Source organism: Acinetobacter sp. T63, from assembly GCF_053852345.1.
Map to the genome: position 1 here is coordinate 2268751 of NZ_CM132659.1, position 15690 is coordinate 2284440.

General features: G+C 45.4%; 16 protein-coding genes. 9 read left to right on the forward strand and 7 right to left on the reverse strand.

Annotated elements, in window-relative coordinates:
- The first annotated feature begins 257 nt into the window (after window positions 1-257).
- The 7 genes from fahA to ACVLR6_RS10925 all read left to right on the forward strand — a co-directional run bounded on the left by fahA (window position 258) and on the right by ACVLR6_RS10925 (window position 7557).
- Window positions 258-1568: a fumarylacetoacetase gene (fahA, locus tag ACVLR6_RS10895; RefSeq protein ID WP_104511580.1), complete on the forward strand. Its 1311-nt coding sequence runs from the start codon at window positions 258-260 to the stop codon at window positions 1566-1568.
- A complete protein-coding gene (gene maiA / locus ACVLR6_RS10900) occupies window positions 1555-2193 on the forward strand; it encodes a maleylacetoacetate isomerase (RefSeq protein WP_104472661.1) in 639 nt (212 codons plus the stop codon). The genes fahA and maiA overlap by 14 nt, the downstream gene beginning before the upstream one ends.
- A 25-nt stretch (window positions 2194-2218) precedes the next feature.
- Window positions 2219-2794: a VOC family protein gene (locus ACVLR6_RS10905; RefSeq protein WP_005179677.1), complete on the forward strand. Its 576-nt coding sequence runs from the start codon at window positions 2219-2221 to the stop codon at window positions 2792-2794.
- 18 nt (window positions 2795-2812) lie between these two features.
- Window positions 2813-3514: a CoA transferase subunit A gene (locus tag ACVLR6_RS10910; RefSeq protein ID WP_455995197.1), complete on the forward strand. Its 702-nt coding sequence runs from the start codon at window positions 2813-2815 to the stop codon at window positions 3512-3514.
- A 3-nt stretch (window positions 3515-3517) separates the two neighbouring features.
- Window positions 3518-4165: a 3-oxoacid CoA-transferase subunit B gene (locus ACVLR6_RS10915; RefSeq protein WP_455995199.1), complete on the forward strand. Its 648-nt coding sequence runs from the start codon at window positions 3518-3520 to the stop codon at window positions 4163-4165.
- Between the two features lie 455 nt (window positions 4166-4620).
- Entirely contained in the window at window positions 4621-6123 is a 1503-nt protein-coding gene (locus ACVLR6_RS10920; protein ID WP_455995201.1) for an outer membrane protein transport protein, read from the forward strand.
- Window positions 6124-6432: 309 nt separating this feature from the next.
- Window positions 6433-7557, forward strand: coding sequence for an OmpP1/FadL family transporter (locus ACVLR6_RS10925; RefSeq protein ID WP_180061858.1), 1125 nt, complete (start codon window positions 6433-6435; stop codon window positions 7555-7557).
- Between the two features lie 127 nt (window positions 7558-7684).
- Here ACVLR6_RS10925 and thrH read toward each other — a convergent pair whose 3' ends face one another.
- Complete coding sequence (thrH, locus tag ACVLR6_RS10930) at window positions 7685-8302, reverse strand: bifunctional phosphoserine phosphatase/homoserine phosphotransferase ThrH (RefSeq protein ID WP_075168141.1); 618 nt, start codon at window positions 8300-8302, stop codon at window positions 7685-7687.
- Between the two features lie 202 nt (window positions 8303-8504).
- On the opposite strand from thrH, the gene ACVLR6_RS10935 reads away from it, so the two are divergent.
- Together ACVLR6_RS10935 and ACVLR6_RS10940 are read left to right on the forward strand one after the other, a co-directional pair.
- Window positions 8505-9239, forward strand: coding sequence for a phosphoadenylyl-sulfate reductase (locus ACVLR6_RS10935; RefSeq protein WP_005179693.1), 735 nt, complete (start codon window positions 8505-8507; stop codon window positions 9237-9239).
- Between the two features lie 163 nt (window positions 9240-9402).
- Window positions 9403-10794, forward strand: coding sequence for a WS/DGAT/MGAT family O-acyltransferase (locus tag ACVLR6_RS10940; protein WP_005179696.1), 1392 nt, complete (start codon window positions 9403-9405; stop codon window positions 10792-10794).
- A 109-nt stretch (window positions 10795-10903) separates the two neighbouring features.
- Here ACVLR6_RS10940 and ACVLR6_RS10945 read toward each other — a convergent pair whose 3' ends face one another.
- From ACVLR6_RS10945 to ACVLR6_RS10970, 6 genes are all read right to left on the reverse strand, one after another.
- Entirely contained in the window at window positions 10904-11077 is a 174-nt protein-coding gene (locus ACVLR6_RS10945) for a PA1571 family protein (RefSeq protein ID WP_171293480.1), read from the reverse strand.
- 132 nt (window positions 11078-11209) lie between these two features.
- Window positions 11210-12664 (reverse strand): ribonuclease G, encoded by a 1455-nt coding sequence (gene rng, locus ACVLR6_RS10950; RefSeq protein WP_005179701.1) that lies wholly within the window; start codon window positions 12662-12664, stop codon window positions 11210-11212.
- Window positions 12665-12704: 40 nt separating this feature from the next.
- Window positions 12705-13274 carry a Maf family nucleotide pyrophosphatase gene (locus tag ACVLR6_RS10955; RefSeq protein WP_455995204.1) on the reverse strand — a complete coding sequence of 190 codons (570 nt, stop codon included), beginning with the start codon at window positions 13272-13274 and terminating at the stop codon, window positions 12705-12707.
- On the reverse strand, window positions 13259-13753 hold the full coding sequence (gene mreD, locus ACVLR6_RS10960; protein ID WP_455995206.1) for a rod shape-determining protein MreD: 495 nt from the start codon (window positions 13751-13753) through the stop codon (window positions 13259-13261). The genes ACVLR6_RS10955 and mreD overlap by 16 nt, the downstream gene beginning before the upstream one ends.
- Window positions 13740-14597 (reverse strand): rod shape-determining protein MreC, encoded by an 858-nt coding sequence (gene mreC, locus ACVLR6_RS10965; protein WP_168384258.1) that lies wholly within the window; start codon window positions 14595-14597, stop codon window positions 13740-13742. The genes mreD and mreC overlap by 14 nt, the downstream gene beginning before the upstream one ends.
- Window positions 14598-14613: 16 nt before the next feature.
- Window positions 14614-15660, reverse strand: coding sequence for a rod shape-determining protein (locus ACVLR6_RS10970; RefSeq protein ID WP_005179708.1), 1047 nt, complete (start codon window positions 15658-15660; stop codon window positions 14614-14616).
- Between the last annotated feature and the right edge of the window lie 30 nt (window positions 15661-15690).

Genomic DNA, 15690 nt, shown 5'->3' on the forward strand with positions numbered 1-15690 from the left:
TTTAGCAATTAAACGACATTTCATGTCGTGTCGCTTATATCTCTGACCTGAAAGACAGAGGTTTACGCTCCATTTGATAAATGCATCTCTGCAGAATTCTTTTATTTACATTTTTACGATATTCGTAATTTAATTAGCTATTGTGTAATTAATAAAAATGAGTATGATGAGATTTATGACAAAAATCAAGTGATCCAGATCACTCCCCCAGATCGAAAACACTGGACCGTTTTCATCGAGATATGCAGGAACCCCATATGACTCAGCAAGCATTTGTAGACGTTGCAGCACATTCAGATTTCCCGATTCAGAACCTGCCGTATGGCGTATTTAGCGAAAGCCCAACGGGCCATCGCCGTATTGGGGTGGCCTTAGGTGAATGGGTGGTGGATTTGGCTGTGCTGGAAGCGAACGGTTTTCTCAGCATTCAGGCCGGCGAAAGTTATTTTAATCAGCCAACCCTGAATAAATTTATTGAATCGGGTCAACACAACTGGCGCAAAATCCGTCAGGAATTACAAAGCCTGTTGTCTGCTGACAACCCGACATTACGTGACAATGACAGTTTACGTGCGCAGGCTTTCTTCGCTCAGGCAGAAGTGCATATGCATCTGCCGGTACATATTCCGGGCTATACCGATTTCTATTCATCTAAAGAACATGCCACCAATGTCGGCTGCATGTTCCGCGATCCAAAAAATGCGCTATTACCGAACTGGTCAGAATTACCGGTCGGTTATAATGGCCGCGCCAGTTCTGTGGTGGTGAGTGGTACACCGGTGGTACGCCCATCTGGCCAGATCAAGTTACCAAATGCCGAACGTCCAATTTTCTCGGCTTGCCGTAAACTCGATTTTGAACTGGAAACCGGCTTTATTGTTGGCAAACCCAACAAACTGGGTGAACCAATCTCAATTGAGAATGCTTGGGAGCATATTTTTGGCATGGTGCTGTTCAATGACTGGTCAGCACGTGATATCCAGCAATGGGAATATGTGCCTTTAGGGCCGTTTAATGCCAAGACCTTTGCTTCATCCATTTCACCATGGATTGTGACCATGGAGGCGCTGGAACCGTTTAAAACCCGTACCCCGGTGCAAGAGCCACGTCCCCTGGCCTATTTACGTGAAGAACAGGTCGATAACAGCTATGACATCCATTTGTCGGTTGAGCTCAAAGCCGCACAATCGGAACAGAGCGATGTGATCTGCCAGACCAACTTTAAATATATGTACTGGTCGATGGCACAGCAACTGACCCATCACACTGTTTCAGGCTGTAATGTTCAGGTTGGCGATTTAATGGGTTCCGGCACCATTTCTGGTCCAACGCCGGATTCTTATGGCTCCTTGCTGGAACTGACCTGGAACACCAGCAAACCGTTAACTTTGGCCAACGGTCAACAGCGTGGTTTCCTAGAAGATGGCGACACGCTAATCATGAAAGGCTACTGTGAAAAAGATGGCCTGCGCATTGGCTTTGGTGAAGTCAGCGGCACCGTCTTGCCTGCAGTGCAATTTAACTTTGCCACAGATGAAGCGCAGGATGCTGCCCATGAAACTGTATAGTTATTTTCGCAGTTCAGCTGCTTACCGGGTGCGGATTGCGCTAAACCTGAAGGGCTTAAAAGCTGAGATTATTCCGGTACATTTGCTAAACAATGGCGGCGAACAGCATCAGCCTGCCTATCGTCAAATCAACCCAAGCGGCCTGATTCCGGCCTGGGTGGAGGATGATTTTCAGCTGAGCCAGTCGCTGAGCATTCTGGAATATCTGCAAGAAAAATATCCGCAGCCAGCCCTGTTACCGGCCGATCTACAGCAACGCGCCAAAATCCGCGCCTTTTGCCAGAGCATTGCCTGCGATATTCATCCGATTAATAACCTGCGCGTGCTGCAATATTTAAGCGGAACGCTACAACTCAGCGATGAACAGAAAACGGCATGGTATCAGCATTGGGTGACTTTGGGCTTTCAGAGTCTGGAGGCACAATTGACCGATTCCAATGGCCGTTTCTGTTTTGGCGATCAGCCCACTTTTGCAGACTGCTGCCTGATTCCACAGGTCTATAACGCCCAGCGCTTTCATGTCGATTTAACCGACTTTCCAAAAATTGCCGCGATTTATAGCCATTGTTTCACTCTGCCTTCATTTCAACAGGCCGCACCCGAAGCACAGGCAGATGCCGCTTAAGATTCATCAATAAGGATATTGAACCATGACCATTCAAATTGAAAAAATTCACCACGTTGCCTATCGCTGTAAAGATGCCAAAGAAACCGTCGAGTGGTACAAAAAAAACCTGAATATGGACTTTATTCTGGCTTTTGCCGAAGACTATGTACCGTCGACCAAAGCCTTTGACCCATACATGCATTTATTCCTGGATGCCGGCAATGGCAATGTACTGGCCTTTTTTGAACTGCCGACCCAGCCAGAAATGGGCCGTGATGAAAACACCCCGAAATGGGTGCAGCATATTGCCCTGAAAGTCAAAGACCGCGCTGCACTGCTCGAAGCCAAAGCGCATCTGGAAGCCAATGGTGTCGAGGTTTTAGGCGTGACCAATCATGGCATTTTCCATTCAATTTACTTTTTTGATCCGAATGGCCATCGTCTGGAACTGGCCTACGATGATGAAGCTGCGCCAGAAAAAATCGCCCTGATTACCGAAGACATGAAGCATGAAATGCTGGAGCAATGGAGCAAAACCAAACGCGCGCCGCATCATACCCATTTCCTGCATGCCTCCGAGTTAGACAACAACGCTGGCAGTGCCAAAGTCGACAGCTAAACAAGCAGGTTAAAACAGATGAATAAAGTAGTAGCAACTGCTGAGCTGGCGTTGGCCGATGTGGTGGCCAATCATCAAACGCTCGCGGTAGGTGGTTTTGGCCTCTGTGGCATTCCTGAAGCCTTAATTGAAGCGCTAAAAAATACCGGAGTGACTGGACTGACCTGTATTTCCAACAATGCTGGGATCGATGATTTTGGTTTGGGCAAACTGCTACAGACCAAACAGATTAAAAAGATGGTCTCCTCCTATGTTGGTGAAAATAAGGAATTTGAACGCCAGTATTTAAGTGGTGAACTGGAAGTGGAACTAACCCCTCAAGGCACACTGGCAGAAAAATTACGTGCTGGCGGCGCAGGGATTCCGGCATTTTATACACAAACCGGGGTCGGCACGCTGATTGCCGAAGGCAAAGAAGTTCGTGAATTTGAAGGAAAATCCTATATTCTGGAACACGCCTTAACTGCCGATGTTGCATTAATTAAAGCTTACAAGGCAGATAAAGCCGGAAATTTAATATTCCGCAAAACTGCCCGTAACTTTAATCCTGAATGTGCCATGGCCGGCAAATTTACCATTGCGGAAGTCGAGCAGATTGTGGAAATCGGCGAGCTGGACCCGGACGAGATCCATCTGCCTGGAATTTATATCAACCGTGTGGTACTGAACAGCACACCCGAAAAACGGATTGAACAGATGACCTTAAAGGCGGAGGCTTAAACCATGACATGGACGCGAAATGAAATGGCCCAGCGTGCTGCGCTTGAGCTGCAAGATGGCTTTTATATTAATTTAGGGATTGGCCTGCCCACCCTGGTTGCTAACTATATTCCAGAACATATCAACGTCTGGCTACAGTCTGAAAATGGCCTGCTGGGCATTGGTGAGTTTCCGACTCAGGACACGGTTGATCCCGATCTAATTAATGCCGGGAAACAGACTGTAACCGCACAAGCGGGTGCATCATTTTTCTCGAGCGCAGAGTCCTTCGCTATGATTCGCGGTGGGCATGTCAACATTGCCATTTTAGGTGCCATGGAGGTGTCGGAACGTGGCGATTTGGCTAACTGGATGATTCCAGGTAAAAAAGTCAAAGGCATGGGCGGCGCCATGGATCTGGTGGTTGGGGTACAGAAAGTCGTGGTGCTCATGGAACACTGTGCCAAAGATGGCAGCCCAAAACTACTTTCCGAATGTAGTCTACCCCTGACCGGTCAAGGCGTCGTCAACCGGATTATTAGTGATCTCGGCGTGATTGATGTGACTGAACAGGGCTTAAAGCTCGTAGAACTGGCCAAAGATGTGACCCTTGCACAAATTCAGGCTGCTACAGGGGCAAAGCTGATCACAACGGGGCTAGATGCAGCTTAAATTCCACAGATCAGGAGCAGCGATATAGCTGCTTCTGTTTTTAACCCACTAATCACCTGATTTTTTAAGAGCACGCGAGTCTCTAAAATTTTGAATTAAATCTCAAAAATTATAGTTTCACATAAATAAGCCTCAAATTTTTAACTACCAAAATCGATCAAATTTCAATCAATTAAAAACATTCAAACAAGAGATTGATTTTAAATTTTATTCTTTAATTTTCAATCACTAAAAAGCCAAAAACCCACACCAATTAGAACAAATACTCTATTCAGCGTATTTTTTATACTGATTAGTTTTTTCTAGAGCATTTACTCTTATTTTAATTGTGATATTTTTGTCACATGGAGTAACAAATGCTCTCGGTTTGCACAAATCGAAATCATCCAAAATGAAAGCTTAAAGCATCAACAAAAACTGTCATAAAAGACTTTATAGCCCAAGGGAAATGTATAATGAAATTAAAAGCACTTAGCACAGCAATGATTTTAGCAACTGTACCAATGACAGGTGCTTTTGCTGCAGCTCTAGATCGTTCTGGCCAATCTATGGCTGCATTTTTACAACCAGGTAACTATTTTGAAGCAGGGATTTCTGTATTAGACCCAAAAGTTACTGGTAAAGAAGCTGGTACTAGTAACACTAGTCGCCACATCGGTGACATGGCAGATGATTATTATTTCCCAAGTGCTGCTTTAAAACTGCAACCAACTAAAAACTTCTCATTTGGTATTTTATACGATCAACCATATGGAGCAGATGCCGCATATAGCGGAAATAACATCTTTGTTTCCGATGCAACAAATACAATTCTTGATCCCGCTGCCCTCGCTGGAATTCGCCAAGAAACTATTGATACTGCCTTTAATAGTCTAACACCAGAACAACGAGTTGGCGCAGCATTACAAGCTCAAGGAGTTGATTTAACAACGGCAACAGGACAAGCTCAATATGCCGCCACTTTAACCGCATACAACACTATTGATGCAGTAAAAGAACAAATTGATGCAGGTGTTCTCGCTGGAGTAGAAGCTCAAGTTGATGCAGGATTGGCCAATGTCAATGGTTTACTGGGTGTAGGCAATACTCAAGTTGAAGTTGATACTCAAAATCTATCGTTTGTAATGGGTTATCAACCGACTGAGAACTGGAATATTTATGGTGGTGCTGTTTATCAAACTATTAAAGGTAATGTATCTTTACGTGGTCAGGCATACAGCCTATACAATGGCTATGATGCCTCCATTCCAGAAGACAGCGCTGTAGGTTGGTTAGCAGGTATTGCTTATCAAATTCCTGAAATTGCATTAAAAGCATCCCTAACGTATCGCTCAGAGATTGATCACAACGTTAATATTAATGAGAATATTCCTACCCTTCCTGCTTTAGCACTTTTAGATGGAGGTGCTGAAGCAGCAGCAGCTATTGCAGCGGCAAGTGGTGAAACTAAAATTACTACACCTCAATCTGTTAATCTAGATTTCCAGACAGGTATTATGGCCAATACTGTTGCCTTCGCAAATGTACGTTGGGTAGATTGGTCTAATTTCTCAATTCGCCCATATAAGTTCGGTTTAATTTCCGAAGCAGTTGGCCCTATCGTTGAACGTCCTAATGGCTTCAATCTAGTTGAGTATGAAGATGACCAAATTTCTGCAACTGTAGGTGTAGGTCGCAAACTAAGTGAGCAATGGGCGGGTAACGTTTCTGTAGGTTGGGATTCAGGTGCAGGTAACCCTGTATCAACACTTGGCCCAACAGAAGGTTATTGGAATGTCGGTTTAGGTGTTCAATATTCACCTGCACCAAACTACTTCATTGCTGGGGGCGTTAAATATTTCATGTTAGGTGATGCTAAAGCACAGACCGGTGCTCAAGCAGGCGGCAATGAGTATGTAGCAGAGTTCGAAGATAACGATGCTTGGGCGTATGGCCTCAAAATCGGTTACCGCTTCTAATTTCAATATTTTTCAATAGAGCCACCCTTCGGGGTGGTTTTTTTGCACTAAAAACTTCTAGTTTTTATACAAGTGTTAACCAAATGTTCAAATTTAAAACAATTAAACACGTATTTACCCAAATACCACCCTAAAAAATTATTTAATAAAATTCATTTACTTAAGACCTAAAAATAGTACTTTCACTCTAATCAACTGCTATTTATAACTTATTCAGTTCATTTATTCTGCGAAGTTGAGCATTTACTCTTTTTTCAAATATGTTACTTTTCCTGCACTTTTTGTTACATAAAGCATCAGGGAACGACCATGAAGCTCAATAAAATTTATTCGGCTATTTTACTTAGTACTCTCCCACTTACACCTGCGCTTGCTGCTGGTTTAGACCGTTCTGGTCAATCTATTGCCGCATTTTTACAACCGGGTAATTATGCAGAAGCAGGTATTTCAGTTTTAGATCCCAAAGTTCAATCTAATCAATTGAAAGTTAACGATATGGCAGAAGATTATTATTTCCCTTCTGCTGCGATTAAAGTACAAGCAACTGAACACATTTCTATAGGTCTTTTATATGACCAACCATTTGGCGCCGAATCTCTCTACCCTTCAAATAATCCAGTTTTTGGCGCGAATGGTGAAGCAACCCAAGTAGAAGTAGAAACACACAATCTTTCAGCTTTAATTGGTTACCAACCTACAGAAAACTGGAATTTCTACGCGGGTCCTGTTTATCAAACCGTACAAGGTACAGTATCTTTACGTGGACTTGCGTACGGGGGTGCTTCTAAACTTGGCAGCTACGACATTAATTTAAAAGAAGATGAAGCATACGGTTGGCTTGCTGGTTTTGCTTATCAAATTCCAGAAATCGCGTTAAAAACTGCAGTTACCTATCGTTCAGAAATCAAACATGAACTTGATACTACAGAAACTTTTGGGTTTGGTGCAATTCAACGACCAAATGCACTCACTGAAGTTGTAACTCCGCAATCAGTAAACATTGATTTTCAAACAGGTGTTGCAGCCAACACTTTAGCTTTTGCCAATATCCGTTGGGCACATTGGGATCAATTTGCGGTCACACCAAAGTTTTTAAATGCAGCTTCTGGCAATAACCTTATTGACTATTCAGATGATCAATGGTCTGCAACCGTAGGCGTGGGTCGCAAGTTTAATAGTCATTGGTCTGGTTCTGCTTCTGTAGGTTATGACTCTGGTGCAGGCAACCCTGTCACCACTTTAGGTCCAACAGAAGGTTATTGGAGCCTAGGTCTAGGGGCTCAATACAGCCCTGCTGCCAACTACTTTATTGCCGGCGGTGTTAAATACCTCTGGTTAGGTGATGCAATTGCGCAAACCGGTGGCAAACCTGTAGGCCAATTCGAGAATAATTATGCTTTAGCATATGGTATGAAAATCGGTTATCGCTTCTAAAACACTCTCTTGATGCAAAGCTTGTTTGGGGGCGCCTTCGGGCGCCCTTTTTTATTGTTTTAATGAATGAAAATCTCAATAAAAAAGCCGCATAATTTGCGGCTTTCCTTAGTTCAGCGGGTATCCATTAAGCTGGAATATCACGCACAGAAGCTTTACGGATCGCTTCTTTTAGCGCTTCATAGCCATGAATGGCCGGGAACTGTGGAAATTCTGCAATCACATTTTCAGGTGCATCAAACAGGAAACCGGCATCGGCTTCGCCAAGCATGGTGGTGTCATTATAAGAATCGCCTGCGGCAATCACACGGAAATTCAAACCATGTAATGCTTTTACGGCCTGACGCTTCTGGTCAGGTTGACGCAGCTTGTACGCGGTGATCATGCCATTTTCATCAGTTTCCAGTTTATGGCAGAAAATAGTTGGCCAGCCCAGTTGCTTCATTAACGGATGAGCAAATTCATAGAATGTATCAGATAGAATAATTAGCTGGAAATGGGTACGTAGCCATTCCACAAATTCTTTGGCACCCGGAAATGGGCCCATATCGGCAATCACTTCCTGAATATCATTTAAACCCAAACCATGCTGTTTTAAGATATTCAAACGCTGTGTCATTAATACATCATAGTCAGGAATATCACGGGTTGTCGCTTCTAGCTCTTTAATCCCAGTTTTTTTTGCAAAGTTAATCCAAATTTCTGGAACCAACACACCTTCAAGATCAAGACATACAACTTCCATGAATGCTCCCCATATCTGTCATTGAAAAAAATTTGCTCTATCATAGACCAAGATCGCGCTTTTGACTTGTTCTTTTTTAAATCTATTTTTTTCATAAGCATTGATTTTTTAGTGATAAGTCGGTTTTGGCATTTCTATTAAAATACAGCCGAAATAAATTAATATAGGTTTTGTCATCTCCAAGCCTATAGCCAGGAATATTATGACTACCATTCCCACTATTGATCTCGTTGACGCGCTTGCCGCCGAATATGCAGATAAATCTCCAAGTGAAATTCTAAAACTGGCACTCAGCCAGCCAGGTGAAATTGCGATTTCCTTTTCAGGCGCTGAAGATGTGGTGCTGATTGATATGGCGGCCAATCTGGGTCTGCCTTTTCGTGTCTTTAGCCTGGATACCGGCCGTTTGCATGCCGAAACCTATCAATTTATTGAAACCGTTCGCAAGCACTATAATATTCCAATTGAAATCTGTTTCCCGGAAACTGAAGCGATTCAGCAACTGGTTAATGAAAAAGGCTTATTCAGTTTCTACGCCGATGGTCATCAGGAATGCTGCGGCATCCGTAAAGTTCAGCCGCTGCGTAAAAAGCTGGCCACGCTAGATGGCTGGATTACCGGTCAGCGTAAAGACCAGAGTCCGGGCACGCGCAATGAAATTCCAGTGGTTCAGGCTGACCCGGGTTTTTCTGGTCCTGGCAAACAGCTCATCAAGTACAATCCGCTGGCCAACTGGTCCAGCAGTGATGTCTGGAATTACATCCGTTTAATGGAAATTCCATATAATCCATTACATGAAAAAGGTTTTATTTCGATTGGCTGTGAACCGTGTACCCGTGCGGTGTTACCAAACCAGCATGAACGCGAAGGCCGCTGGTGGTGGGAAGATGCAACCCATAAAGAATGTGGACTTCACGCCGGAAATCTGAAAAAATAAATACGCTAGACCACTGCCCAGCAGTGGTTTATTTTTTTACGCAACAGAATAAACAAAGTTCCGCGTTTATATGATAAACACTATATACTAAGTCAGTTCACCTATAATTCTAAAAAGCCGTTCCAATGAGGGTCGGTCATATTGCAGTGAGGCAATTAACGCTATGCGTCCATTACATCCGATTGATTTTATCTTTCTGTCTTTAGAAAAACGCCAGCAACCAATGCATGTTGGGGGGTTATTCCTATTTCAGATTCCAGAGAACGCACCTGAAACCTTTATTCAAGATCTGGTCGAAGACATCCGTAATTCTCAATCGATGCCGATTCCACCATTTAACAATAAATTAAATGGACTATTCTGGGATGAAGATCCTGAATTTGATCTGGACCACCATTTCCGTCATATCGCCCTGCCTCATCCGGGACGAATCCGTGAATTACTGACCTATATTTCTCAAGAACACAGCGCGCTGATTGACCGCGCCAAACCGCTGTGGACCTGTCATATTATTGAAGGCATTGAAGGCAACCGCTTTGCCATGTACTTCAAAATCCATCATGCCATGGTCGATGGCATTGCCGGCATGCGCTTACTGGAAAAATCGCTCTCACACGATCCGGATGCCAAAAGTATTGTACCGCCTTGGTGTGTAGAAGGCCGCCGCGCCAAACGCCTGAAAGAGCCAAAAGCCAGCCGCTTTAAAAATATTGCAGCAGGCCTGAAAAGCCAGCTGGAAGCCACACCGCGAGTCATGTACGAGTTATCACAAACCGTAATGAAAGATATGGGCCGTAATCCGGATTATGTATCCAGCTTCCAGGCGCCAAGTTCAATTCTGAATCAGCGCGTCAGTTCTTCACGCCGCTTTGCTGCACAGTCCTATGAGTTTGCCCGTCTGCATAAAATTGCCAAGGCCCTAGGCGTGACGATTAATGACATTGTGCTGGCCATCTGTTCAGGTGCCTTACGTGAATATTTACTCAGCCAGAATGCCCTGCCAAGAAAACCACTAATTGCCATGGTACCCGCCTCAGTCCGTAGCGATGATTCCGATGTATCCAACCGGATTACCATGATTCTGGCCAACCTGGCGACGCACAAGGACAATCCGCTGGAACGTCTCAGCATTATTCGCCGCAGCGTGCTGAATGCCAAAGAACGCTTTAAACGCATGAATGCCAACCAGATTCTCAACTATAGCGCCTTTGTTTATAGCGCCGCCGGCCTAAACATTGTGTCTGGTTTAATGCCAAAACGTCAGGCCTTTAACCTGGTCATTTCCAATGTACCGGGACCGCGTGAAGCGCTGTACTGGAATGGTGCCAAACTCGAAGCACTGTATCCGGCTTCAATTGTGCTGGATGGTCAAGCGCTGAATATCACCATGACTAGTTATCAGGACAAGCTGGAAGTCGGTTTAACGGCCTGTCGCAATGCCCTGCCAAAAATGCAGAACCTGTTACAGCATCTGGAAGATGAAATTCAGCGTTTTGAACGGATTATTGAAACGGTAGATGTGACCTTGGACGAGGTGGAACAAAAAGTCAGTTGAAAGACTCGGCCCAGGCCGGAAGAATATCGAGATTCAGACGAAAAGTATGAATCTCTTTTTTAAAATTGTAATGATAAGAGAAAAAATTAAGGGGCTTTCAAAAGGCCCCTTAATTTTTAATGGTTCGACATTGTTTTAATAATTGCTGACAGACGGTGCGAATCATGGCGGTAGTAATTTGTACTTCTTTACCTTGCTCATCTACGATATACGCCGCACTGTGTACAGTTTTTGGTTCTAAAACTTTAAGACTTTTATTAATCACGACTTCGCTCATACCCATGATAGACCTCATTTTGCTGAAACCGTAAGGGAGATTACGGCTTTGGCTCTGGTGTATGCTTAGTATTGTGAATCTACCTAAAAAAGTAAAATTTCAGATGTAACAACTGTTTAACGATATCCTGTTACAATTTCAGCTTAAAATGATATCGTATTGCTCTTGCGTGTATAAATTTTCAACCTGGAATTTTATGACACGATTCACGAAATGCTCCAGATCCGCGACGGCTGGTGCTTCTGCGGTTAACAGCCGGTCAATCACCGATGGATGGGCAACGACAGTAAAGCCACGCTGAGATTCAAAGGCACGTGCATAGCGCATAATTTCTCGAAAAATCTCGTAACACACTGACTCGGCTGTTTTCACATAACCACGGCCCTGACAGGTTGGACAAGACTCACACAGCAAATGTTCCAGAGATTCACGGGTGCGCTTACGGGTCATTTCCACCAGACCCAGTTCAGACACCTGGGTAATTTTGGTTTTAGCATGATCGCGTTCCAGCATTTTCTCGAACTGGCACATCACTTCTTCACGATGCTGTGCTTCCTGCATGTCAATAAAATCAATAATGATAATCCCGCCCAAGTTACGCAGTCGCAACTGACGTGCAATCACCTGCGTGGCTTCCATATTGGTTTTAAAGACCGTGTCTTCCAGACTACGCCCGCCGACATAAGAACCAGTATTGATATCAATGGTGGTCATGGCTTCGGTCTGATCAATCATCAGATAGCCACCCGATTTCAGCGCCACGCGGGTTTGAAGTGCCTTCTGAATATCTTCTTCGACATTGTATAAATCGAACAGCGGCCGTTCGCCCGGATAATGCAACAATCGGTTTTGCATATTCGGCACAAACTCATCGACAAAGTCTTTCAACTTGGCATAAATTTCACGTGAATCGACATAGATTTTGGCGGTTTCTTCATTGGCCAGATCGCGAATCACGCGCTGCGGCAAAGGCAGCTCCTCAAAAATTAAAGACGGCACCGCAATAATTTTCTGTTTGCGCTGAATATGCTCCCACAGTTTAGCCAGATAGGCCATGTCCTGGGCAATGGCGGCTTCTTCCACCCCTTCTGCGGCGGTACGGACAATCACCGAGCCCGGCAGTTTATGCTGTTTCTGAATCCGTTCAATCATCGAGCGTAAACGGTCACGCTCTTCATCCGATTCAATCCGCTGTGATACGCCAATATGGCTACCAAACGGCATCAAGACCAGATAACGCGAAGGAATTGACAGATCGGTCGACAGGCGCGCACCTTTGGTGCCGAGCATGTCTTTCATGACCTGCACGGTAAGGATTTGCCCCGGCTGTAACAGCTCAAAGACATTTGGCGTTGGTTGGCTGCGTGGCCAGACCATGTCATTGATATGTAAAAAAGCGGTACGTGACAGCCCAATATCGACAAAGGCGGCCTGCATACCTGGCAGCACCCGTACCACTTTACCTTTATAAATATTTCCTACTAAACCACGTTTGGCGGTACGTTCAACAAATAATTCATTGACCGTGCCGTTTTGAATTAACGCGACACGACATTCCATAGGCGTGACGTTAATCAACAACTCGTCAGACATAATACAACTCAAAGCCTTATAAAAATTCTTGTAGCAGCAGTTAATTTAGTGCCTTAACTGTCTGTAATAACTGTACGGTTTCATGCAGCGGCAATCCCACCACGTTGCTATAACTGCCTTCAATACGCGGGATATAACGTGCTGCAATGCCCTGTATGGCATAGGCTCCCGCCTTGCCCACCGGCTCTCCACTGGCCCAATAACACTCCATGTCAGCTTGGCTCAGCGCTTGAAATTCAACCTGAGTACGTACCACTATACTGTATTTTTCTGCTTTTGTGCGTACGCAAACACCTGAAAATACATCATGTTTTCGACCAGAAATCTGCTGCCACATGGCAAAGGCATGCGCCTTGGATTCTGGTTTTCCTAAAATCTGCCCATCAACGCCCAAACTGGTATCAGCGGCAATCACAATCGCCTCTGGAAAACGTGCCAACACAGCATCAGCTTTGGCACAGGCCAGCCGCTCAACATACTGCTCAACTGGCTCATCTGGCAAAATAGACTCGTCGATGTCCGGGCTGTAAATCTCAAATTGCAGCCCCAACTGTTCAAGCAGCTCACGGCGTCGAGGTGAGCTGGAGGCCAGAATTATAAGCTGCGCCATTTTCGTAGCAGATAATACAGCACCGGCCAGACCAGAATGCTGGACAGCACCGGTTGCCAGTGACGGGCAAATGGAAATTCAATACCAGCCATAACCTGTAACAGCCAGATCAGCGCCAGATGGACCACAATGGCAATACTGGCAATCACCCATAAATTGGCAAAAGTCATCACCCGGCGTTCACGGGTCAAGAATCGCGCCACAAAAGTAATTAATACAAAACTTAAGGCATTCATGCCCAGCGGTGCATCCAGCAGCAAATCTGCAAACAGGCCGGTGCCAAAGGCAAACCAGACGCCGCACCAGGTCGGCTGGCTCATGACCCAGAACAGCATCACCATCATCATAAATACCGGACGCCAGCCCGATAAGCCATAAGACAAAGGATAAACCAGCAGCACCGAGGCAATAATGACCGAAAAAATAATCGGGAATAAAGGATCTTTGGGTTTGCGCTGGCCCATTTTAGCGATTGGCATGTGGCTGCTCCCGTGATAAGGATTCAGAGAATAACACCACCACATGATGTCCACCGGCCAGCTGTGCAGCAGGAATCACATCAATTTGCGCAAACTCGCCCGAGTTATGCCGGCTGACCTTGGAAATAGTTCCGACCAGATAACCTGCCGGGAAATGTTCACCGAGTCCGGAGCTATAGACTTTTTCACCGACTTTGATATTGGCGCTGGTCGGCACATATTCCATTTTTAAACGACCTAAGTCACCCATACCCGAAACAATCGCGCGCATACCGGTATGTTCCAGACGTACCGACAGCGAATGTTCTTTATCAGACAGCAGCATCACCCGGCTACTGTGCGGATAGACATCAACAATCTGGCCCATAATACCACGATCATCCAGCACGGTTTGCCCGACTTTGAGCTGACGGTTGGCGCCGCGGTTAATCACAATAATATGTCGTAGCGGATCGGCATCGGTCCCAATCACTTCGGCAATTTCCATGCGTCCGTCAATGATCAGTGGCGTATCGAGCAGGCCACGTAAACGGGTATTTTCGGCAGACAGTTCGGAGAGTTTTTGCAGGCGTACCTGTGCCTGAAGCAGCTCGGCCTGCATCGCGGTATTTTCACGACGCAGCTGGGCTTCAGATTTACTTTGTTGACTTAGCCATTCTCGCGACAACACCGGATAACTTGCCAGCGCATAAATCGGATTATATGCCGCGTACAAGAGATCCCTTGCCGGTTGAATTACATGCGGCATGCGCCAGTTAAAAAACAGCACCACCAGGCATGTAATGACCGCAATAATAAAGGAGCGAAAAGATGGCGGTTGTCTGGAAAACAGATGTGATTGCACCGCCGGGTCCTTTTGATTAGCCTACAAATAACATGTCATGGTTTGGATTATCAAAGAATTCCAGTACCTTGCCACCACCACGGGTGACACAGGTTAAAGGTTCTTCAGCCACAACCACTGGCAAGCCGGTTTCTTTGGCCAGCAGCTTGTCCAGATTACGCAGCAAGGCACCACCGCCGGTCAGGACGATACCGCGCTCGGCGATATCTGAAGATAATTCTGGTGGTGTTTGTTCCAGCGCCGATTTTACTGCCGACACAATATTTTGTAGCGGATCAGAAATCGCCTGGGTAATTTCATCAGAAGTCACGGTAATGGCACGAGGCACACCTTCGGCCAGGTTACGGCCACGTACTTCAATTTCCAGAGGCTTCGCACCTTCTTCCGGAACTGCCATGCCCACTTCTTTCTTGATGGTTTCTGCTGTGGTTTCACCAATCACACAGCCATGCGCTTTACGGACATAGTTGATGATCTGCTCATCAAACACATCGCCCCCAATACGCAGTGAATCTGCATAGACACAACCTTGTAGCGAAATAATCGCAATTTCAGTTGTACCACCGCCCACATCGACCACCATCGAACCACACGCCTGCTCAACCGGCATACCGGCACCAATTGCTGCAGCCATCGGTTCTTCAATTAAACGGACATCACGCGCACCGGCATTAAACACTGCCTCACGAATGGCGCGACGTTCAACCAGCGTCGATTTGCATGGCACACAGACCACCACACGCGGTGCAGGCGGAAACAGGCGCTTTTCATGCACTTTACTGATGAACTGGTTCAGCATGGTTTCAGTCACTTCAAAGTCGGCAATGACGCCGTCTTTCATGGGACGAATGGCAGAAATATTGGCAGGTGTACGACCCAGCATCTGTTTAGCATCCAGACCGACTGCGGCAACGATTTTCTGTGAACCGCTGTGACGAATTGCCACAACCGTCGGTTCATTTAATATAATGCCTCGTCCTGGCGCATAAATAAGTGTATTTGCTGTACCTAAATCAATGGCTAGATCTGGTGAAAACAAGCCAATTAGTCGTTTTAGAATCACGGAGTCGTTCTCGATTAAACTTTATGTGGA

Coding starts and splice junctions, on each gene's coding strand:
- ACVLR6_RS10905 (WP_005179677.1), top strand. CDS start 2,219: ATGACCATTCAAATTGAAAAAATTCACCACGTTGCCTATCGCTGTAAA.
- ACVLR6_RS10915 (WP_455995199.1), top strand. CDS start 3,518: ATGACATGGACGCGAAATGAAATGGCCCAGCGTGCTGCGCTTGAGCTG.
- ACVLR6_RS10910 (WP_455995197.1), top strand. CDS start 2,813: ATGAATAAAGTAGTAGCAACTGCTGAGCTGGCGTTGGCCGATGTGGTG.
- ACVLR6_RS10925 (WP_180061858.1), top strand. CDS start 6,433: ATGAAGCTCAATAAAATTTATTCGGCTATTTTACTTAGTACTCTCCCA.
- thrH (WP_075168141.1), bottom strand. CDS start 8,302: ATGGAAGTTGTATGTCTTGATCTTGAAGGTGTGTTGGTTCCAGAAATT.
- fahA (WP_104511580.1), top strand. CDS start 258: ATGACTCAGCAAGCATTTGTAGACGTTGCAGCACATTCAGATTTCCCG.
- ACVLR6_RS10945 (WP_171293480.1), bottom strand. CDS start 11,077: ATGGGTATGAGCGAAGTCGTGATTAATAAAAGTCTTAAAGTTTTAGAA.
- ACVLR6_RS10920 (WP_455995201.1), top strand. CDS start 4,621: ATGAAATTAAAAGCACTTAGCACAGCAATGATTTTAGCAACTGTACCA.
- mreD (WP_455995206.1), bottom strand. CDS start 13,753: ATGCCAATCGCTAAAATGGGCCAGCGCAAACCCAAAGATCCTTTATTC.
- rng (WP_005179701.1), bottom strand. CDS start 12,664: ATGTCTGACGAGTTGTTGATTAACGTCACGCCTATGGAATGTCGTGTC.
- maiA (WP_104472661.1), top strand. CDS start 1,555: ATGAAACTGTATAGTTATTTTCGCAGTTCAGCTGCTTACCGGGTGCGG.
- ACVLR6_RS10955 (WP_455995204.1), bottom strand. CDS start 13,274: ATGGCGCAGCTTATAATTCTGGCCTCCAGCTCACCTCGACGCCGTGAG.
- ACVLR6_RS10935 (WP_005179693.1), top strand. CDS start 8,505: ATGACTACCATTCCCACTATTGATCTCGTTGACGCGCTTGCCGCCGAA.
- ACVLR6_RS10940 (WP_005179696.1), top strand. CDS start 9,403: ATGCGTCCATTACATCCGATTGATTTTATCTTTCTGTCTTTAGAAAAA.